Source organism: Brevibacillus laterosporus DSM 25, from assembly GCF_002706795.1.
In the GTDB taxonomy this organism is placed as follows: Bacteria; Bacillota; Bacilli; order Brevibacillales; family Brevibacillaceae; genus Brevibacillus_B; species Brevibacillus_B laterosporus.
This window is the reverse complement of sequence record NZ_CP017705.1, coordinates 1,465,148-1,486,279: the sequence shown is the minus strand read 5'-3', so window position 1 is coordinate 1,486,279 and position 21,132 is coordinate 1,465,148. Positions and strand designations below refer to the sequence as shown.

General features: G+C 40.8%; 19 protein-coding genes. 12 read left to right on the top strand and 7 right to left on the bottom strand.

Annotation, left to right across the window (positions count from 1 at the left end):
* Window positions 1–52: 52 nt before the first annotated feature.
* From BrL25_RS07210 to BrL25_RS07195, 4 genes are all read left to right on the top strand, one after another.
* Window positions 53–562, top strand: a complete 510-nt coding sequence (locus tag BrL25_RS07210; protein ID WP_018673420.1) for an NfeD family membrane protein — start codon at window positions 53–55, stop codon at window positions 560–562.
* Between the two features lie 36 nt (window positions 563–598).
* Window positions 599–2,161: a flotillin lipid rafts scaffold protein FloT gene (locus tag BrL25_RS07205; RefSeq protein ID WP_018673421.1), complete on the top strand. Its 1,563-nt coding sequence runs from the start codon at window positions 599–601 to the stop codon at window positions 2,159–2,161.
* Window positions 2,162–2,369: 208 nt separating this feature from the next.
* Window positions 2,370–2,576 (top strand): copper chaperone CopZ, encoded by a 207-nt coding sequence (copZ, locus tag BrL25_RS07200; RefSeq protein ID WP_018673422.1) that lies wholly within the window; start codon window positions 2,370–2,372, stop codon window positions 2,574–2,576.
* A 51-nt stretch (window positions 2,577–2,627) separates the two neighbouring features.
* On the top strand, window positions 2,628–2,963 hold the full coding sequence (locus BrL25_RS07195; protein WP_018673423.1) for a metal-sensitive transcriptional regulator: 336 nt from the start codon (window positions 2,628–2,630) through the stop codon (window positions 2,961–2,963).
* Between the two features lie 132 nt (window positions 2,964–3,095).
* Here the strand turns inward: BrL25_RS07195 and BrL25_RS07190 are convergent, their stop codons facing one another.
* The 3 genes from BrL25_RS07190 to BrL25_RS07180 form a co-directional block, all read right to left on the bottom strand.
* On the bottom strand, window positions 3,096–4,106 hold the full coding sequence (locus BrL25_RS07190) for a BMP family lipoprotein (RefSeq protein WP_018673424.1): 1,011 nt from the start codon (window positions 4,104–4,106) through the stop codon (window positions 3,096–3,098).
* An 85-nt stretch (window positions 4,107–4,191) separates the two neighbouring features.
* Window positions 4,192–5,217: a BMP family lipoprotein gene (locus BrL25_RS07185; RefSeq protein WP_018673425.1), complete on the bottom strand. Its 1,026-nt coding sequence runs from the start codon at window positions 5,215–5,217 to the stop codon at window positions 4,192–4,194.
* 299 nt (window positions 5,218–5,516) lie between these two features.
* On the bottom strand, window positions 5,517–5,957 hold the full coding sequence (locus BrL25_RS07180) for a M67 family metallopeptidase (RefSeq protein ID WP_018673426.1): 441 nt from the start codon (window positions 5,955–5,957) through the stop codon (window positions 5,517–5,519).
* A gap of 45 nt (window positions 5,958–6,002) precedes the next feature.
* Here BrL25_RS07180 and BrL25_RS07175 point away from each other — a divergent pair, with 45 nt between their 5' ends.
* From BrL25_RS07175 to BrL25_RS07160, 4 genes are all read left to right on the top strand, one after another.
* Window positions 6,003–6,860: a DUF72 domain-containing protein gene (locus tag BrL25_RS07175; RefSeq protein ID WP_026315310.1), complete on the top strand. Its 858-nt coding sequence runs from the start codon at window positions 6,003–6,005 to the stop codon at window positions 6,858–6,860.
* A gap of 40 nt (window positions 6,861–6,900) precedes the next feature.
* The gene (locus BrL25_RS07170) at window positions 6,901–7,728 is read left to right on the top strand and encodes a sulfite exporter TauE/SafE family protein (RefSeq protein WP_018673428.1); all 828 of its coding nucleotides are present in this window, start codon (window positions 6,901–6,903) and stop codon (window positions 7,726–7,728) included.
* Between the two features lie 72 nt (window positions 7,729–7,800).
* Window positions 7,801–8,121: a YunC family protein gene (locus BrL25_RS07165; protein ID WP_018673429.1), complete on the top strand. Its 321-nt coding sequence runs from the start codon at window positions 7,801–7,803 to the stop codon at window positions 8,119–8,121.
* A 183-nt stretch (window positions 8,122–8,304) separates the two neighbouring features.
* Window positions 8,305–9,396: an HD-GYP domain-containing protein gene (locus tag BrL25_RS07160; protein ID WP_018673430.1), complete on the top strand. Its 1,092-nt coding sequence runs from the start codon at window positions 8,305–8,307 to the stop codon at window positions 9,394–9,396.
* A gap of 29 nt (window positions 9,397–9,425) precedes the next feature.
* Here the strand turns inward: BrL25_RS07160 and BrL25_RS07155 are convergent, their stop codons facing one another.
* The 3 genes from BrL25_RS07155 to corA form a co-directional block, all read right to left on the bottom strand.
* Window positions 9,426–10,865, bottom strand: a complete 1,440-nt coding sequence (locus BrL25_RS07155; RefSeq protein WP_018673431.1) for an MBL fold metallo-hydrolase — start codon at window positions 10,863–10,865, stop codon at window positions 9,426–9,428.
* A 49-nt stretch (window positions 10,866–10,914) separates the two neighbouring features.
* Window positions 10,915–12,114: an FAD/NAD(P)-binding oxidoreductase gene (locus tag BrL25_RS07150; protein WP_018673432.1), complete on the bottom strand. Its 1,200-nt coding sequence runs from the start codon at window positions 12,112–12,114 to the stop codon at window positions 10,915–10,917.
* Between the two features lie 124 nt (window positions 12,115–12,238).
* Complete coding sequence (gene corA / locus BrL25_RS07145) at window positions 12,239–13,174, bottom strand: magnesium/cobalt transporter CorA (protein ID WP_018673433.1); 936 nt, start codon at window positions 13,172–13,174, stop codon at window positions 12,239–12,241.
* A 231-nt stretch (window positions 13,175–13,405) separates the two neighbouring features.
* Between corA and BrL25_RS07140 the strand changes: the two genes are divergently transcribed.
* Window positions 13,406–14,866 carry a cellulose biosynthesis cyclic di-GMP-binding regulatory protein BcsB gene (locus tag BrL25_RS07140; protein WP_140575604.1) on the top strand — a complete coding sequence of 487 codons (1,461 nt, stop codon included), beginning with the start codon at window positions 13,406–13,408 and terminating at the stop codon, window positions 14,864–14,866.
* A 76-nt stretch (window positions 14,867–14,942) separates the two neighbouring features.
* Here the strand turns inward: BrL25_RS07140 and BrL25_RS07135 are convergent, their stop codons facing one another.
* Complete coding sequence (locus BrL25_RS07135) at window positions 14,943–15,977, bottom strand: M23 family metallopeptidase (RefSeq protein ID WP_018673435.1); 1,035 nt, start codon at window positions 15,975–15,977, stop codon at window positions 14,943–14,945.
* Window positions 15,978–16,109: 132 nt separating this feature from the next.
* Between BrL25_RS07135 and larC2 the strand changes: the two genes are divergently transcribed.
* The 3 genes from larC2 to BrL25_RS07120 all read left to right on the top strand — a co-directional run bounded on the left by larC2 (window position 16,110) and on the right by BrL25_RS07120 (window position 21,114).
* Window positions 16,110–17,054, top strand: coding sequence for a nickel pincer cofactor biosynthesis protein LarC2 (gene larC2, locus BrL25_RS07130; RefSeq protein WP_018673436.1), 945 nt, complete (start codon window positions 16,110–16,112; stop codon window positions 17,052–17,054).
* Between the two features lie 104 nt (window positions 17,055–17,158).
* The gene (locus BrL25_RS07125) at window positions 17,159–18,283 is read left to right on the top strand and encodes a metallophosphoesterase family protein (RefSeq protein ID WP_018673437.1); all 1,125 of its coding nucleotides are present in this window, start codon (window positions 17,159–17,161) and stop codon (window positions 18,281–18,283) included.
* Window positions 18,280–21,114, top strand: coding sequence for an AAA family ATPase (locus tag BrL25_RS07120; RefSeq protein ID WP_018673438.1), 2,835 nt, complete (start codon window positions 18,280–18,282; stop codon window positions 21,112–21,114). Before BrL25_RS07125 ends, BrL25_RS07120 begins: the two co-directional genes overlap by 4 nt.
* Window positions 21,115–21,132 lie beyond the last annotated feature (18 nt).

Here is a 21,132-nt window from a genome sequence, read left to right as displayed (position 1 = left end):
AATTATTGCACCCTTTTACGCACTTGACTCAATTATAGGATGAGGTGTTTACATGGGGACATGGGATATTATTTTTCTTAGTTGTATAGGAATTGGATTCTTGTTTGCTATTGTGCTGCTGTTTGTTGATCATAGTCACGCTCTAACAGGTGGTGTTGAGAGCCCTGTTTTACAACCAGTTTGTGTTGTGAGTGCGATTACGGCTTTTGGTGCTTGTGGTTTTCTTCTACATCGTTTTACATTGCTTTCAATTACAAGTGTAGTATTGCTTTCAGCTGGTAGTGGTCTATTACTTGCTGCAGCGGGGTATTTTATCTGGATTCGCCCAATGAAAAACGCTGAAAATTCTACAGGTTACTCAATTTCCCAACTAGAAGGGCAAATTGGAGAAGTAATTACAACTATCCCTGCAAGTGGATATGGTGAAATTATTATTACAATGCTGAGTGGGACTAGTAACCAAATCGCGTCCAGTCAAGATCAGGTTATTATTCCTCAAGGTTCTCGTGTCATAGTTGTCAAAGTAGAGGATCATGTTCTACAAGTGATTCCCTTTGAATAAATGCTTTATGACTACATATAGGAAGGATGTTTGCTGATGGATTTTGACATCATTGTGCTTGGACCGATTATTGCTGTAATCGCTGTTTTTGTAATCATTGGTATTGCGTTTTGGGCAAGATACAAAACGGTAGGTGCAGACGCAGCAATGATTGTAACAGGGAGTGCACTTGGAAGTAAGAACGTATTAACTGATGAATCAGGCAACAAAATTAAAATTGTACGAGGTGGAGGTACGTTTGTCCTACCAATTTTCCAGCAAGCGAACTTTTTAAGCTTATTATCACATAAATTGGATGTATCTACGCCAGAGGTTTACACTGAGCATGGTGTACCTGTGATGGCCGATGGTGTGGCAATTATTAAAGTTGGTGGATCTATCGAAGACATTGCCACAGCAGCAGAGCAATTTATGGGTAAGCCAGACGAGGCGCTACGCTCTGAAGCACAAGAGGTACTAGAGGGGTATCTACGTGCTATCCTGGGAAGTATGACAGTAGAGGAGATCTATAAGAATCGAGAGCGTTTTGCCCAGGAAGTCCAGGCAGTGGCTGCCAAAGACTTGAAAAAGATGGGTTTGGCTGTCGTTAGCTTTACCATTAAAGACGTTCGCGATAAAAATGGTTATTTGGCTGCACTAGGTATTCCGCAAATCGCAGCAGTGAAAAGAGATGCTAGTATTTCTCAAGCAGAAGCTGATAAAGAGTCTCGTATCAAGCAGGCCCAAGCCGAAGAGCATGCTAAAAAGGCGGAATTATTGAAAGAGACCAACATTGCTGAAGCAGAAAAAGAGAAGGAGCTCAAAATTTCGGAGTTTAAGCAAGAACAAGACAGAGCACGTGCTACAGCCGATCAGGCGTACTCCTTGCAACAGGCTAAAATGAAACAACAGGTTACCCAAGAGGAAATGACAGTAGACATCGTACGCCGTGAGAAAGAGATCGAACTAGAGGGAAAAGAAATTCTGCGTAGAGAGCGTCAGTACGACGCAGAAGTGAAGAAAAAAGCGGATGCCGATCGCTACGCTGTAGAGCAAGCGGCTGAAGCGGAGAAAGCGAAAAAAATGCGTGAAGCAGATGCTAAAAAGTATAGTATCGAGGCAGAAGCGAAGGCTCAAGCAGAGCAAAAGCGCTTAGAAGGTCTTGCTTATGCTGATGCAGAAAGAGCACGTGGTACAGCGGAAGCGGAGGTAACTCAACTCAAGCTGGAAGCTGAAGCAGAAGGGAAGCGTAAACTGGCTGAAGCTTATGAGAAGTTTGGTCAAGCGGCTGTATTAGATATTGTTGTGAAGATGTTGCCTGAATTAGCAGAGAAAGTCGCTGAGCCAATGAAAGCAATCGATAAGGTAACAATTATTGATACTGGTGGTGGGCAAGGAGACGGTGTAAATCGTTTAAGTACCAATGTCACTAAATTAATGACTCAATTACCGGAAATGCTAAAGGATGTCTCTGGCTTAGATATGAATGAGATGATTGAAGGCTTCATGAAAAAAGGGAAAGCATCAGTACCAGCAGATGTAAATCATGCTGACGTAGAAATGATTCAAGGAGCTCCTGATGTTAGTAAGCTAGATGATCAGATTCAACAAGAGAAATAGGATCGTTTTCAAATGGCTGAAGCTATAGCGTTTTTTAGAAATTTATTGGTTGTACGAACCCTTCTACCGCGTTTATTGAGGTAGGAGGGTTTTATTATGTATAATAAAATCTAACAAGAAGGAAATACCCTTTACATACACTAGGGGGGTATAGTACTATATAAGAGAATAATATCGGAAGTAACAAAAGGAAGGGAGTCTGAGCAAGATGGAAAATGTCGTATTACAAGTACAAGGTATGTCATGCAACCATTGTGTGCAAGCGATTGAAAAAGCTGTAGGTAGTTTAGCAGGTGTTGCTTCAGTAAAGGTTAGATTGTCTGAGGCAGAGGTGGATGTAGCATTTGATTCGGCAAAAATAACAGTAGAAGCGATTAAAGAAACAATTGATGACCAAGGATATGATGTAGAATAATATAGAATAACGTATACAAAATAGAGAATAAGAGAAAAAGGGGGGAGTGAAATGGAGGTAGATAATCAACAGCTTCTACCTGATGAAAAGGAAAAGGGATGTTGTAAGGAGCGAACTAGTCATCATTCCGAAAAGCTAAAGGGTAATCTGCAATCACGGCTGAATCGAATTGAGGGACAGGTTCGCGGCATTAAAGGTATGATTGAAAAAGACGTCTATTGTGACGATGTATTAAACCAGATCGCTGCTGTTCAGTCTGCGCTCAACTCCGTAGGTAAAATGCTTTTGGAGGGTCATATGAAAAGCTGTGTAGTTGAACGCATTCAGGAAGGCGATCAGGAAGTTATCGATGAGTTGCTAAAAACAGTGGCAAAGCTAATGAAATAAATAGTACGGATATTAGCCTGCTATTAAAAAGAAAAGCTCTCTTTCGTGTGTATTTGAAGTCACAGAAAGAGAGCTTTTTTATCAGGAGTAAGTATAACAAGAAATCTGTGGTATAAGAATAATCAGCCTATGCTATTGAATCTTAATTTCACCGCTGATAATCTTGTTGCGGAATTCCTCTACTTTTTTCCAAACATCCTCAGAAATATTTTTACGGGAAGACTCAGATAAGCCTACACCATTTTCTTTTAGACCAAGGGAAAGGGTTTTACCACCTTCAAATTTACCAGTCATGTAATTGGTAGCAACTAGATAAGCTGCTTCGTCTACACGCTTCATCATTGATGTAAGCGTTACGTCATCCCCGAATACAAGAGATTGGTCCATATCTACGCCAATAACCCACACGTTCTCACCTTTGCCTTTACGTGCTTTTGCCTCATTAAATACGCCGTCTCCGGACGCACCAGCCGCGTGATATAAGATATCAGCACCTTGATTGTATAGTGAGGATGCAGCGGATTTACCAGCATCAGGTTTATCAAATGCACCAGTGTAGATAGCGTTTACTTCTACGGTAGGATCAGCCGCTTTTACCCCAGCTAGGAAGCCTTTTTCAAAGCGTTTAGTAACAGGAATTTCAATACCACCAACAAAGCCGACTTTCTTTGTTTTTGATGTTAATGCAGCTACGACTCCAGCTAGGAAGGAACCTTCCTCCTCTTTAAATACAACAGAAGTAACGTTTGGAGCTTCTACGACGGTATCAATAACAGCAAGCTTTGCTTCAGGATTTTCTTTTGCTACCTTTTGTACATGTTCCATAATTGGGAATCCGATTCCAAATGTTAAGTCCCATTTTTCTTTCACAAATTGGTTAAGATTTGGAATAATATCCGCATCGGAGCTGGATTGTAGATATTGTACCTCAGCACCTTTATCCTTGTTTACCTTTTGTAACCCTTCCCAAGTACCTTGGTTAAAGGAGTTATCATTTACGGTACCTACAGAGGTTACCATTCCGATTTTTACATCGCTTTTAACATCCCCAGCAGGTGTTGTTGGTTGTTGTTTGCCACATCCACTTAGTGCTAAAGGTAGTACTAATAGAAGTGGTAGCGCACGGCTAATCATTTTTTTCATGTTATTTTACCTCCAAAGAAAATGAGTAAAGAACGGCATTGCCGTAGCATAAAGCTAACAGAAATGCCGTTTTTATAAAAAGGTTTTACATCTTGTCTGGTACTGTAATTTCACCATTAATGATCTTTTGTTTAAACTCTTCAATCTTTTTCCAAACATCCTCAGAGATGTTTTTCTTTGTGGATTCAGCTAGTCCAACACCGTTCTCTTTTAAACCAAGAGATACAGCTTTTCCACCTTCAAATTTACCATTTAATAGATCAGTGGATACACGGTATGCAGCTTCATCAACACGTTTGATCATAGATGTCATTGTGATATCTTCACCAAATACTTTGGACTGATCCATATCTACACCGATAACCCATACGTTTTCGCCTTTAGCGCGACGGTCTTTTGCTTCGTTAAATAAGCCATCTCCTGTAGAGCTCGCTGCGTGGAACACAATGTCAACACCGCGGTTAAACATAGAGGAAGCAGTAGATTTTCCAAGGTCAGGTTTATCAAATGCACCTGTGTAAAGAGAAACGATTGTAATATCTGGTTTAGCTGCCTTTGCACCTGCTGTGAAGCCTGCTTCAAAACGCTTGATTACAGGCATTTCAATACCGCCAAGGAAACCAATTTTGCCCGTTTTACTACTTAGTGCAGCTGCTACACCTGCAAGGTAAGCCCCTTCATGCTCTTTGAACACGATGGATGTTACATTTGGTGCGTCAACAACAGAGTCAATGATAGCAATTTTAGCTTCAGGATTTTCTTTTGCTACTTTTTGTACATGTTCAGACATTAAGAAGCCGACACCAAAAGTTAGATCCCATTTCTCTTTAATAAATTGATTCAGGTTTGGAATGATATCACTGTCACTTGCAGATTGCAGGTATTGGGTTTCTGCACCAGTGTCTTTTCCAAACTTTTGCAAGCTTTCCCATGTCATCTGGTTAAAGGAATTATCGTTAACGTTACCAGTAGCAGTAACCATTCCTACTTTTAATTGTTTTTTTGCTTCTCCAGATGCGTTACCGGATTCAGGAGCTTTTGTTCCACAGCCGCTTAGAGCGAGTGAGAATGTCAAAAGACCAGCACCGAGGATCGAATAAAGCTTTTTCATGATGGAAAATCCTCCCTTTTGTCTCTGCTAAGTTTTGTTTAAATTGGGCAAACGATGAAATTCTATCAGACAAATAAACAAACGTCAATTGTTAGATTATTTACTAAACGGAGCCCGTTTCAAAAATCTATTGTTATTCTGCTCATTTACAAGGGGGGTTATGTAACGTCCGTGCATTTGAGGATTGTCGAAAAAAGGAGTAAACTAATATGGAAAGAATTTCTGCTGGGCAAAATAGGCGTGGGCAATTGGAGAAATTTATACGAGTGTAAAAGCTAATCAGAGGAGTTTAGAAGCTGTTAGATTATCGCGTATGAATGCTGTTGTATATGCCCCTGTCTGATTTGATATAAAGCTAAATCGGGTTTTTCAGATGCAAATGACAAAATCCAGTAGGAAAGATCCGGATAATGCCATCCATGTATGTCTAGGGATGAAGGGACGGCTGGAGAGAGCGGGTGTGTGTGCAAAATGCCAAGCCAGCTTTCATGTTGTTCTTTCATTTGAGCCATGCTTTGAAAAAAGATAGAAGGACTTAACAAAAAAGTATCTGTGGAGGCAACTTCCAAAGAAGCAGGATAGAATGACGTAATGATGTTTTGATGACCGCCTAGTAATGCAGTGAATTCGTAAGGTAACTGCTGTTTAGCTGCTTCAAGTAGTTGGGACACTAGTGTTTTTGAAATAAGAATCGGCTGATCAACATGGGAAAAGGGAGAGCCCAATAACGTGTGTTTCATAACTACAATTTCTCCTTTGAGATTAAAGTGAAAGAAGGTTTTCTCTTGAGCAAAAACCAAAACATTCAAATTGGCGTATGCGGCTGGGGAGATCATGATGATTTATACACGCAGGGTGTGAAAGCCAAAGATAAGTTGTCTGTTTATGCCAGCCATTTTCCTATTGTAGAGCTGGATAGCTCTTTTTACGCTATTTTACCACAAAAAAATTATGTGACGTGGGTAAAGGAAACCCCTGATGCATTCCGTTTTATTGTGAAGCCGCATCAGGGGTTGACCGGTCATCAGCGTGACATCGAGCGTGGCGAAAAGCTAGAATTATATAAGAGTTTTGAAGATAGCATTCAACCACTTGTTGACGCAGGGAAATTAGAGACACTCTTGTTTCAATTTCCACCTTGGTTTGACTGTAAACGTGAGCATGTGCAATACGTTCAGTATTGTGTTCACTATTTTTCACATTACTCTGTCTCTGTCGAATTTCGACATCAAAGCTGGTTTGAGTCTACTTGGAGAGAAAAGACATTAACCTTTTTGCAAAATCTGGGTGCTGTTCATGTTGTCTGTGATGAGCCGCAGGTAGGGTCTGGCTCTGTCCCTATTGTTACAGCGGTTAGCTCTCCTAAACAGGCTTTGGTTCGCTTTCATGGGAGAAATAAGGCAGGTTGGCGTGATACGGGTGCGCCAAATTGGCGAGATGTTAGATATTTATATAGATATAGTGAGGAAGAATTACAAGAATGGAAACCTAGGCTACTAGAATTAAGCCAGCAAACGGAACGTGTCATCGTGCTATTCAATAATAATTCAGGGGGCGATGCTGTAGCAAACGCCAAACGAATGATGCAACTATTGGATATTGATCCAGATGGATTGAATCCTCGACAACTTGAGCTTTTCTAACAACATTTTGGCGTTGTACGCCCAGGAAGAGGCTTAAATCATGTTAATTGCACTCTATATTTTATTGTTTATGTTTATTGGGCTGTTTGCAGGTGTAATGGGGAGTCTGGTCGGTATTGGCGGAGGAATGTTTTTCGTTCCTGCCTTACTTTATTTTGGCAATATGTATGACCCTGGTAGCATTACGCCACAAATTGCAAGCGGTACCTCGCTATTGGTCATTGCGATCACAGCTTTATCCTCAAGTATTAGTTTTTTGAAACAGAAAAAAGTGGATGTGCAAGCGGCTGTACTATTTTTTATCGGTAGTGCACCAGGAGCAATTGTCGGAGTTTATGTAAATAAATGGATGAATAGTGACTCGTTTTATCTATTGTTTGGTTTGTTTCAAATATCAATGTTTATCTTGTTACTGATTAAAGATAAATTCAAACCAAAAACGAACCAATGGCAGATTGTTAAAACCTATCTGGATGAGCAGGGTGAGCAACGAACCTACGGCTATAACCGTACATCTGCTATCATCATTGCCTTTTTCGTCGGTGTCATTTCATCTCTGTTTGGGGTTGGTGGAGGAATTTTGATGGTGCCAGCGCTCTTAGTCCTATATCGTTTCCCTGCGCATATGGCTACGGCGACCTCCATGTGTATTATCTTTTTATCGGCTGTTGTTGGTTCAACGACCAATATTATAAACGACCATATCCAATGGTTTTATGTGCTTGGTCTAGCCCCAGGAGCATGGATTGGGGGATCAATAGGAGCTATTGTGGCAAATAAATTAAAGGGTAAGACCTTAATACTCCTGTTGAGAATTATGATCTTAGCGATTGCTGTTCAAATGATTTATAAAGCTTTGGTAGCGTAGCCTGTAACATTCTGTTTCGAAAGAACACCCCTTCTCTCTTTTGCTCATATCGTAAAAGAAAGGAGGGGTACGATGATTGAAATGAAACCGATTTATTTTAACGCGGGTGTAGCTCAGGCCATTACCGTTTACTTGCCGAAAACGACGTTGCTGGTTGTAGCGACGGACATTGGATATATCATGTGTGGTGCGCTTGATGTTGGATTATTAAATGAGAAGTTAGCACATCGAGAAATTATTGCAGGCCGTGCAACAGGGGTAAAAACGATACAAGAACTGTTGGATGCTCCTTTGGAATCAGTGACTTATGGCTCAGTTGCTTTGGGTATAGAGATAGGTACAAAAGGTAGCGATGCCATTGAACTCATGCTCTCTCATGAACAACGAACATAAGCGCAAAAACCTCCTAATTGCCTGTGGGCCTAGGGGGTTTTCGACGATGGACAAGCTAATAAGCCTTAGCCAGACTTTTCTTTATTACATATGAATAGTAAATATAAACCTCCTTTTTGACGAAATTACTAATAGGTATATAGATATAATGGTTCTAGAACTAGGAAAGGCTTGGAAAAACTAATGCGATTATTGTCCATCACCCGCTGTGAAACGGGCATGAAGCTTGCACGAAGCATCTACAATAGTAATGGTACAATTTTAGTGGGAAACGGCGTTACTCTCACCCAGAGAATGATCGGACGTTTAGCGGAAATGAATATTCATTCCATTTATATTGAGGATGAGGATACTGCTGACATTCTTATAGATGATATTATCTCCGACCAGACGCGACGGGAAGCGATGGGATTTATCCATAAGTCGTTTGAAACCTTTCGTGAAGATCCTAAAAAATTTAGACAAGTGTTTGCGGCAGAAAAAATGGGACTGCGTGTTCGAGGCGTGCTCATGAATCTTATTCATGAATTAAAACATAATCATTCAGCAATGAATTTACTAGGAACGGTGTGTGGTGTCGATTCCTACGTGTTTGTCCATTCCTTTAACGTAACAATTTATACTGTATCAGTCGGATTAAAAATGGGGTTAAATGATAAGGAAATTGCTGATTTAGCCTTAGGGGCTATTTTACATGATGTAGGTAAAATGATGATACCGCCTGAAATATTGAATAAGCCGGGGCGTTTGACTGATGAGGAGTATGAGATTGTCAAGCAGCATACCGTAATCGGATTTGAATTATTACGAAAACAAATAGGAATTCCGTTACTAGCTGCACATTGCGCATTTCAGCATCATGAAAGAATTGACGGGAGCGGCTACCCCCGTCAATTAAAAGAAGCAGAAATTCATCCATATGCAAAAATTTTAGCCGTATGTGATGTGTTTGATGCTTTAACAAGTCATCGGGTTTATCGTCGGCCGATGCTGCCACATGATGCTACGGAGCTGTTGTTTGCAGGATCAGGGACGCAATTTTGTAGAAACGTTTTAGAAAAATTTCGCAATGCGATCTCTATTTATCCAGTTGGTTTGGGGGTAACGTTAAGCTCCGGTATCTCTGGTGTCATAATAAAAAATAATCCGGGATTTCCTTCAAGACCAGTTGTACGGATTTTAGAAAACGAGGCCCACGAAAAAGTACATCCATTTGAAATCGATCTAACTACGGAATTAAGTCTAGTCATTTCTGATTGTGAGCCACTTAGCTAAAAAGCTTATTTTTGAAAAAGTAAGCAAGCTTAGATGGTTACGTTTGTTGAAATTGTCTCAAGTCCAGCTTGATTCCAGGCGAGGATTCCACCTTTTAAATTAATCAAGTTCTCAAAGCCTTTTGATTCTAAAAGGCTGACTGCTATTGCAGAGCGAGCACCGGAACGACACTGGACAAGTATAGGTTTATCTTTGGAAATCTCATCTAGTCGCTCCTGTAGAGAGCCGAGTGGGATATGAACAGCATGTGGAAGATGGCCCTCAAGCCATTCTGATGAATTGCGTACATCGATCAAGGTGACGTCTTGCTGATAGACAAGTGGAGTGGCTGTCATAACATCCATTTCCTGCATGTCTTTGAGCAGGGGGGACAGATCGACGTTTTTTTGAATTGCATTACTATCGCCTATTGCTGTGACGTGGTCAATTCCAACTGCCCGGAGATCAGATAAAATTTGGTGATGATCTTCTTTATCCCCAATGATATATAAAGGACTTTGTTCATCAAGTAACCAACCAGCCCATGTACAGAAGCTACGCTGATGGGGGATAGATAGAGAGCCATTCAAATGGTTTTGGGCAAATAGGGAGGCAAGACGTGTATCCAGTAGGATTGCTTCGCTAGTTCGTATGTCTTGTAGTACTTCCAGATCTATCTGTAATTCTTTGGGGCGAGGTAAATCGGCTATCAAGGTTGCTCCTTGTTTGTTAACTTGTTTCATTCGAGAAAAGTATCGGGGGGGCTCTGGCTGACCGTCTAATAACCATGTGACGAACTTAGCTTCTTCTGTGAAAGACAGGGCAGGGTTATAACGCTTTTCATAGCCTACCGTAGAAGAAGGTACTGCACCTAACGCCTTTCCACATGCACTTCCCGCTCCATGACCTGGCCAGATTTGTAGATAATCCTCCCATTCTTTAAAACGTTGAAGAGAGTTATACATTTGGCGTGCTCCTATCTCAGCGGTACCAGCTTGACCAGCAGCCTTTTCGAGCAAGTCAGGACGACCTACGTCGCCAACAAACACAAAATCTCCTGTAAATATTCCGATGGGTTGTGGTCCGGCTGAGCCATAATCCTTCAATAAAAAGGACAGACTTTCCGGTGTATGTCCTGGCGTGTGTATAACTTCTAAACGTAGATTACCAACGGACAGGGTATCTCCTTCATAGATAATTTGATGGGCAACATCATCGAGTCTCGCATATTGCCAATCAGGACCCCCTTCTCCTGACAGATAGAGAGTAGCTTGAGTCTGATGAGCGAGCTCTCTTGCTCCGGATACAAAATCTGCATGAATATGAGTTTCCAAAGCTCCTACTATACGCAGACCTTCTTGTTGGGCAATACGCAGATAAGCTTCAATGTTTCTTTGAGGATCAATGACGACGGCTTCACCAGTTCGTTGACAACCTACAAGATAGGAAGCTTGAGCTAATTGTTCATGATAAAAGTAACGTAATAACATGGATAATCGTTCCTCCTTTTATTTTTTAATGAAAATGGTGGAACAAGGGTTACATTCGCCCTTTCATCATTGCTCGCCAGTAAAGGAGAGGAAGCAAATCTTTTTTTACTCGATACATGCTATACCTTTCCTTTGATTGATCAAAGGGAAACGTTTCGCGTGGTTCTTTCTTGTAATCAAATTCTGCTAGGATCACGCGATTGTAGCCTGTAACTAGTGGACAAGACGTATATCCATCGTATCGAGCGGATAAGGATTGCTGGTCAATGACAGCCAATAGATTGGCAACGAGCACAGGCGCTTGTTTTCGAATAGCAGCCCCAGTCTTAGAAGTTGGAAGGTTACTACAATCTCCTAGAGAAAAAATGCTTGGGTAGCGTCTATGCTGTAGGGTAGCCGAATCGATTTCTACCCAACCAGCTTCGTCAGCTAAAGGGCTTTCCCGAATAAAACGGGGAGGGAACATAGGTGGCACCACGTGCAACATGTCATAGGAAAGGGTATGTAACTCTTTTGTATCAAGATGAACAAATAAAGCTTCTTTCTTATCTGAAAGAATCTCTATTAGATTCCACCTAAAGTTTGTATGAATATTTTTTCTGTTAATAACATTTTGTAAGGCATCTGCATATTTTTTGACGGCAAAAATACTCGCATTAGCTGAGGCAAAAATGATTTGAGATTGAGAGCGAACCTTTGCCTTCCGCATATGATCATCAGCTAAATACATAATTTTCTGGGGGGCACCCCCGCATTTAATCGGATTATTTGGATGAGTAAAAATGGCAGTACCTCCTGCAAAAGTGCGCAGACATTCCCACGTATAAGAAACATGTTCATAAGAATAATTGCTGCATACCCCGCCTTTTCCAATTGCTTCAGGAAGCCCTTTAATTTTATCCCAGCCTATCTCAATCCCTGCGGCCACGACCAAATATTCATATTGAATATCTTCCCCAAGTGCTGTACGTACTTGATTCATTTCTGGAAAAAAGAACTCTATAGACTCTTTGATCCAAATCGCACCCTTAGGAATCTGGGAGGCTTCCTCTCGTTCTGTTTTTTCTTTTGATACAACACCTGCTCCCACCAAAGTCCACAAGGGCTGGTAGTAGTGTTTATCGGAAGGATCAATGATTGCAATGTTTCCACGAAGGGAGGGACGTGCGCGCAATAATCTAGCAGCAACCATAATACCGGCGCTTCCTCCGCCTACAATGACAATACTAAATGTGCGTATATTTGACATCTCCAATCCCCTTTCAGCCATAAAGAGATTCTCAATCGTAAGAAAGATGAAGAAAGAAAAAATGTCAAAGGAAAAGAAAACCCTTTCATACACCTCTTATTCTAAATTATAGACTTTTTTCCATTCATAACCAATCCTTTTTTTTAAAAATAACATACATCGTAGTAGCTAATGTGAACATAATGATCAAGACGAAAAAATAGCCATAGTGTGTATGTAGTTCTGGCATCACATCAAAGTTCATTCCATAAATGCCTGTCACAACAGTCAAAGGCATGAATATGGTGGTTAGTGCTGTAAAAATGCGCATAATCTCATTGGTTCGATTGGAAACAGATGATTGGTAAGCTTCACGTACGTTGCCAATTAACTCTCGAAATGTTTCAAAATTCTCCACAATCTTCACTGCATTCTCATGAATATCAATGAAATATTTACGTAGGTTAGGAGAGATCAGAGATAAATTCATCGTTTGAAGTGCATGAATGAGATCGCGTTGTGGAGCCATCATCTTTTTTGCATACAGAATTTCCCGGCGTAAGCCAACAATTTGTGAAAGATGAGCGTTTTTTGCTTTGAGTAAAACCTGCTCTTCTAAGTTTTCAATCAGGTCTTGGATTTCTTCCATCACATCAAAATAGCTTTCTATAAGCTGATCCATGAAAAAATACAAGAAGGAATCGGATGAATGAATTTCTTCTTCACGAATAATGGAGGGAAAAATACGAATCTCATTTATTTCAAATTTACTGACCGTAATGACATAATGCCCTCCAAGAAAGATATTTACTTCTCGCAGAAAAATATCCTGATTTTGAAACTGAATACTATTGCTAACGATAAAGTAATGATCATGATAAACCTCAAGTTTGGGGCGTTGCTCTTCTTCATCAATGCAATCCTCAATGGCTAGTGGATGCAAACGAAACAAGGATTGCAGTATGTCCAGATCAAATAAACGGGCCTGTATCCAATAGAAACCGTTAGCAGGTGGGCGGGTTGTCTCTTCTACGTCTTCAACTGGTGTCATGGTTCCATTTTCAATTAAAAAGATTTTCAACCTAAAACCCTCCTCTTTCTTCTATTCTCACAGATACCAATAGTATATCCCGTAAGTCAGATAACCTTTATTTAGTCAGAGCATTACCAACATTTACTCTTACCCGAATGGGCTAAAATCGCTTGCAGAGGCTATTTTCAAACAGTAAGATTGAAATGCTTTGTAGCATTTTTAACAGCTAAAACAAAGGGTAAATTTTACAATTATGGAAGACGACAGAAGCTTGCCCCCTTGTTACAAAATAAAACGCAAGAAGGCTTGCTTCATCAAATGACGCTTTATGATGATGATCAAAGTAGCACACGTACCTATTTGTTTGTATCTGGAGAAAAGGAACAACAAGTACAACTAGCTGCAAAAGTCTTACGTTATCCGATATTGACCAAGCAAATGACTGGGTATACAGCTCATGTATCTGAGGGCATGGTTAAAAAGGCAGAAAATTTAGCCCAATATCAGCTTGCTCCGTGGCAGAAAGCGACTAATGGGTCTGTTACTTTACAGGATTTAGGGTATCATCAGGTAACACTGTCGAACGTCTATAGTGAATCAACGAACTATCAATTCCCAACACCACCTGACTGGAAGTATGTTAAAGGTGCTGGATTTCGTCTGGTGTATCAACATTCTGAGCAAGTAAATAAGAAAGTAAGCTCAATAACAGTGCTTATTAATGGAATACCAGTGAATACGATCCCTTTAGAAGGAACAACAGGTAAGCCAAAAGAAGCTTTCATTCCCTTTCCGTCAGCTTTACGTACGGGAGAACCAATACAAGTAGTGGTTCAAGCTAATTTAAATAGTAGAGATACAGGCTGTGACGAGGTAACCAATCGTCTGGAACATTTCGTAAGCATTTTACCTGAAAGTCGGTTCATAGTTAAGCATGAGTCATTGAGAACAGCGGAGCTTTCCCGGTTCCCTAATTTATTTGTGGATCAAAATAACCAAGTGAAGGCAACAGCTTTGTTATCAACAGAACCAACTAGTACAGAATTGACAGCACTGGCTCAATTAACAGCAGGAGCTATGAAAAATGTGAATGACATACAAGTAACGCTTAAACAAGGTGCTAAAACACTTGAAAAAAGTAATGAACATGTATGGCTGTTGGATGTAGGCAATCAAGGGGATTTACTAAATCAATGGAAGCAGGAGCAGGACTTGCAGATTAAGGCTACTCCAAAAGGGCTTTCTAGTGATGAGGTTCCTGTGCTTGAATCTTTGCAAGATAATGGCGCAAGTATTCAGCAGTTTTTTATAAATAAAGAAGGTCAAGCAGCCTTAGTCATTAGTGCTAGCAAACCAGAAATGCTGGTAGAGGCAACAACAGCTATGGGAGATCCCAAGAAAATACCGGCGGAATCTACAGAAGAAGCAGCCGTTTTAACCACGAACGGTAATATTGTACTACTACCTCTCACAAGAGAAGCACCTATCCTGGTTAAATCTCAACTGGTGAATAAGGTGAAGGGCTTGTATGAATATGCAAGTACAACTGAAGGACAGGCAATGATGGCAGTCATCGTTTTTGCCATTACGGTTCTGATCGTTCTCTTTATTCTGATACGCTCGTGGAAAAGAAAACGTCGTCTAGAAAATATGGATCAAAAACAAGGCACTGATTCAAATTTGACAGGCAAAAACGGTCAAAGCCTGACTCGATTAGGACGCAATCCGAAAAAGAAATAGCAGTAAAAAACAAATGAAGCTCCTGCAACGCTACACGAAGCAGGAGCTTCTCCTCATATCAGGGTGTTACTAAAGGTTATTTGTAAATAGGCTTAGGTTGCTTTTTCTGATTTTCCCAACGCTTTAACAGCGGATAGGGATCAAAAGCCCATTCATTATTTCCGGTGTCCCGATACGTTCCATAATGAAGATGAGGTGGGAACTTACCTGAGGTACCAGGCTTTCCGTAACCAGAACTGCCTACATAGCCAATTACTTCACCAGGGACAACAATATCCCCCTCTTTTAGCCCCTTTTTAAAAGAGGATAGATGAGCAAAGTAATGATAAATATTGTCGATATCGCGAATACCTACACGCCACCCACCATAGCGGTTCCAGCCTAATACCTCAACCACGCCATAGCCTGTGCTCATCACCGGTGTAGAGTATCCAGCAAAAATATCGACACCTTCATGAATGCGTCGCCCCCCCCAGCCACGTGGGTCTCCCCACGTACTGCGATAACTATAAGAGAACCGTTTGGGAATAGGAAAAGCATGGTCATGCAATTCAAGTGTTTGGAATTTCTCATAGATTCGTGAGTAGTGCATGATGGTTCTTACTGCTGAATCACGCTTATAATAGTTCCATAGACCAATCTTAAAATCATCGGAATTAAAACCATAGGTACCTAAGAAACGAACAAGACTAGTTAATACGTCACGATCATTATCCTGATCAGCTACACCATCTCCGGAACCATCTAATCCGATCCCATGAAAGAAGGTAATTGATGTTAAATTATTGTCATTAGAATCAGGATTAAAAACGCCACACCATAATTCAGTGGGAACCCTGATAGCAGTAAGGCGTTTGTTTGTAGACTCTGCTTCAGTGTTTTTTGGTTTCTTTCTAATGGTTCGTTCATACTGATCAATAGCAGCTACATATTTCCATGGAATTCCATATAATGCTTCATATTCGATAAATAATTCCATACGCTCATCCCTCTCTGACTTAGCAGGGGAAGTTGATGGTGCCTTAGTTGGTATTGATGCTGCTAATCCCTGAGATGGAGCAATAAGGATAATAGCTATCATCCAACATGAATAAAGGCGTAGAAAACGCATACGTCTCCCTCCAGCCATTAGTCTCCTTATAGTAGAATGACCGATACGCTTATGAACTATTCTTACAAATTTTAGGTAATGAAAGAAGGGGTTCAAGGGCCTCTAAAAATAAAATGAAAGGGGGTGCTTCATATGGTCCGACAATATGTTTTTATCGGGGGAGAAGGAGCTTATCAATTAACGTCGCTATTACCACTGTGGCAGCAACTTCGGATAGATGAAAGTCTGTTTTTTTCGAAAATAGTTGATTCAACTATCGATACAAGTAAGTGGGACGTGAAGGAAGCAAAGGCTTGGGATGCTCTGCTTGAAATAGGAATACCCGAGGAGTGTCAAGTTATGGTAAGTCATTTGATTCTCCCGGAAGAGGATATGATAAATGACACAATACTCCAATTGGCAGTAGGTCAATATATTAAAAAATGGAGGAAGAAAGAGGAAGGGGAAGCGTGCAGCGCTCCATTTCTTAGGTGGCTACAAAGGATGGGGATACTCTCGGTCGCAAGTCCTCCTCCTGGCAAAATACAAAGGGTGTGGAGTGGCAAGGGAATATATCTAGCTTTTATTAGCCCTGAAAATGAAGATGTAAATGTAATTCATGCTAGCCATACGGAAAATAAACATGACTCATGTATAAATGAGGCAATGATTCTCTTACAAGCCAATCTAGAGGATACTCCTCAAGAATGGTTGGGTTATACCATGCAAAGCTTGTATGCAGCTGGAGCCAAAGATGTTTCCTATTTTTCAATAACGATGAAGAAGAATCGGCCTGGTCTCATGTTGCAGGTGATGTGCTACGAAAGTCAACAGCAGATAATGAAAAGCATCATGTTTCAAGAGACGACAACCTTTGGTATACGTTATTTTCCAGTTACTTGTCACCGTTTAACTGAACAGATTTTGGATGTAAAAACAAAGTGGGGGGAAGTGGAAGTGAAGCTGGGGTTTTATCATGGGGATTGTGTACAAATTGCCCCTGATTTTGAGATATGCTCCAAGCTAGCGGAAGACCACGATGTTCCTTTACGTAAAATTTATCAAAAGGCAATGATGATGGCTAAGGCACGCTTATAGGCGTGCTTTTTTGTATGGATGCTCTGAAGGGAAAATATGTTCGTAATCTAAGCAGGAACATAGCGGTAAAGTGAAGAAATTAGCCTTAGACGGGGAGGGCGAACATGATCAGATTTATTCATACAGCTGATGTCCATCTGGACGCACCTTTAACGAATTTATCTTCCATCTATGAAATAAGACAGGAAGATTTCAGGCGTACTATGCGACGAATACGTGATGTAGCATTAGAAAACCAAGTTGATTTTTGGCTCATTGCCGGTGATTTATTAGAATACCATGGAGGTACGAGGGCCACTGCTTTATTTTTACGAGAGTTATTTAACAGTATGGCACCCACACCTATATTTATCTCGCCAGGTAACCATGATCCTTGGCAGGAAGGATCATTTTATCAAACAATGGAGTGGCCTGCACATGTTCATATTTTCACAGATGAATGGGGCGGTTATGAATATCCAGAAAAATCGTGTGTTTTGTATGGATGGGGATTTCCGCAAGCGCATGTTACCACATCACCTTTAGACTTCTTTCCGGGAAAATTACCTGATTATCGCTACCATCTAATGGTTATTCATGGTTCTGTGATTACCGGAGAGCATACAGAGCATTCTGTCTATGCTCCAATGACGATTGGCGGGCTTGCTGATACAGGGGTAAACTATGTGGCACTTGGACATATCCATAAACCGATGCAGTTTCTTCATCCACAGACTCAACAGGTGTTTGCAGTATATCCAGGTTCTCCTGAAGGACTATCAATCAAGGAAAGTGGAGAGCGTTATGCCATTCTTGGAACCATTTCTAATAATGGTGAGGTAACAGTAGAGCCTATTTCTGTACAAAGTAGAATCAGCAGAAAAATGACGATCTCACTTAAAGGCTTGGAGACAATTGATACAATTGTTGATCGAGTTGAACAAGAGCTTTCTCAAGTAAATCGGGAGGATTTGCTGTATGTGACATTTGCGGGAGAGAGAGCCAGTCACCTACATGTACCAATCGAGTTAATAAAGTCACGTTGTAAGGAATATTTCTTTATTCAATTTTCAGACCAAACATATCCAGATATAGATGAACAGCAGGTAAAAGAAAAGGGTGGCGTTTTTGGCAAATGGCTGGAAAAGCTAGATAATTTAGAACAGGCAGCAACAAATGAACGAGAGAAGGCAGTAATCCAACATGCGAAACGAGAGGCCTTACAGCAGATTGGGAGTGTATTTCGTTGATCATTGAGGACCTACATATCAAAGGGTTTGGTAAATGGCAGGAACGAACCTTTACCTTTGCACCGGGATTAAACCTATTTTATGCCCCAAATGAGGCTGGAAAAACTACCTTATTACAAGCACTTGTGGCTAGTTTGTATGGGATGAAAAAAGATTTTATCAAAGTCTCACGCTATTTAGACGAATACGATCGCTATTATCCTTGGCACCACACTTCTTATGAAACAATTGTACGGTATACATTAGCAGATCAACAATTTCGCTTACATCGAGTTCTTGATAAAGAGCGTGAGCAAATGAAATTGTATCTAGAGCCAGAGCTGACAGAGGCCTTAGCTTTATATAAAGAGGATCGACGGCGAGAATACAATTTTATCGAGAAGCATCTTGGGCTTAACCGTAGTTTATTTACTGATATAACCTGGATCAAGCGAGAAGGCCTACAGGCACCAGAACATTTATTACCAAACCTTGCCCAAGAAGGCGTAATTGATCCTGCTGTTCAAGGTGTGCTAGCTACATTAGAACAAGAATATAGTGTGATAGGGAAAAAAGATAATGCTGAGAACACACGGTGGGGCAAAGCTAACCGACAATGGCAGCAAGCTCGTCAGGCTCTTCAACAAGCAGAAGAAATCTGGCAGACAAACCAGCATCTCCATCAATCTGTGATGGAGTGGCAAAAGGAAGAAGAGCTAATCCAGAGAAGATATGACATGCTAGCTAAACAGCTTACAGATCATCAACGATTTATGGAAGTTTGGCAACAGTGGTGGACATACACATATCAGACATCTCATAGTGATCATGTAGCTCGTTGGTTAACCGACTCTACAAATTCACTCCCGATCATATACAATGAGACTCCAGAGCTTATCGAGTGTCACCAGTCAACCCAACAGGAACTCGCTTGGCTAGAGCAGGAGGTAGGACAGCATACAGAGGGTGGCGATGTAATTGCCCAAACTCTGAAAGAAGCAGCTGTAAAAGAAGAGCTAGAAGAAGCAACAGATAATCTGGGAGAATGGACGAAACGAAACGATTTGCGACAGGAAGCTGAGTTAGAGCAAGTAAACCATGATTACCAGATAGCACGTGCGATGAATAAGAGTCTAGAGGATGTACGTCAACAACGATATCAGCAAGAAATTTTGTTGGCTCAACTGAAAGCCACACTACAAAATAAGAAAAGTGTCCATGCCGCAAGTAAGGAATATACCCATCTTTTACAAGAATCACCTCATCTAGCTTATTATGATGATGTAGTCGCTATACAAGCAGAAAATTATTTGCGGCAAAATAGATTTGACGAAGTAGACCTTTTTGTTTCAGTGAGTAGTCGTAGAGCCAAGACTCGAAAGCAAAAGCTAGAACAGTCAAAGCAAGAGACAGCACGAGTACATTCTAAAATTCCTCTACATATCTGGGTAAGTGGTGAGATCGCACTGGTGACTGCCATTTGGAGTACATGGATGATAATTGAACAACGATGGGATTTAGTGAAGATTGGTGGTGGAATAACCACCTTTGCAGGTTTACTCAGCATCATTTTCTATTTTCTTTATAAGAAAAAGCTAAGCAGAAAAACCAAAGAGACTAACTTTCAGACTACACAAGTATCGCAGATTCCTGAGTCTGTTCAGCAGTGGCTTTCTCGGATGAATATTCACTCGGCAGAGCAACTGCGGACGCTACGCGAGAAATATGTCAGATTACAGCATTGTAAGCGGGAGATAGAGACTTTTACGCAGGAGAAAGAGGAACAAGCTACCCTATTAAGTAAGCTAGATTTAGAAATAGGGGAGCTACAGCAACAAATCGAGCAAGCTCACCAAACATTACAGCAGCTAATTGAGCAGGAGCAGAATCAGATTGAGAAGCTTGCAGCTCTTTTTTCTGTTCATCAGGTTGATAATTGGGAAGAATTTACCGATAAACGGGAAGCCTTATTAGTAGAGATTCATGTGTTATCCGCTAATCAAGGACAATTACAAGCGATTGAGCGATTAGAGGAAGAATTGCAGGTGGAAAGATTACGAGTAGAACAGTCAGCATATATAGAAAAACAAGAGGATCATCGACAAGCACTTCTGTTGAATTGGGCAGAAAAAACACGAAAAGCGATGTTGATTTCTAAAGAGATAGAGGAGCATGAGCATACTACAGACTTGCAGGAAGCTAAGGAGTTGGAGGATCAGCTTGTCCAATTGAGGGAGCGTATTGCGAGAGCAAGGGGAGAGATTGGACAGCGAGATCAAAGCTCGTGGGCTAGAGCGAAAACAGATTTTGATGAAGCCGAGTCAGTATTAGAAGAGGTACAATTACGACGAGATAGCTTACAAATTGCTCGGGACACCCTTCAAGAAGCTATGAAGGTGTGGCATAGGGAAGTCTCCCCAGATGTAAGTCAGATTGCTTCAGAAGTGACGAATCGGATAACTGAGGGGCGATACCAAGATGTGCGAATTGATCCTACCAATCAATTTTCGATAAAAGTAATAGAGCCTGATTTGCATCGAGTTATTCATCAGGAGAAGCTTTCTAATGGTATGCAGGATCAGTTATATTTTGCCCAACGAATCGCTTTCATTCTGCAAATTAGTAAGGCCAAAGAGCCTCTTCCGATATTTTTAGACGATCATTTTGTCCATTACGATGAACGTCGATTGCAGAGCACAATAGCATACCTACTTACATTAGCACAGACGCATCAAATTTTTTTATTTTCTTGTCAACAGCGTGAAATGTTATTATTAAGTGAACAAATAAAAAATCACCCACGTCATCAGCTTCATAACTGGTACAATAAAGAAGCGAACAGGAACATCTAATAGGTTGCAGATAATAAT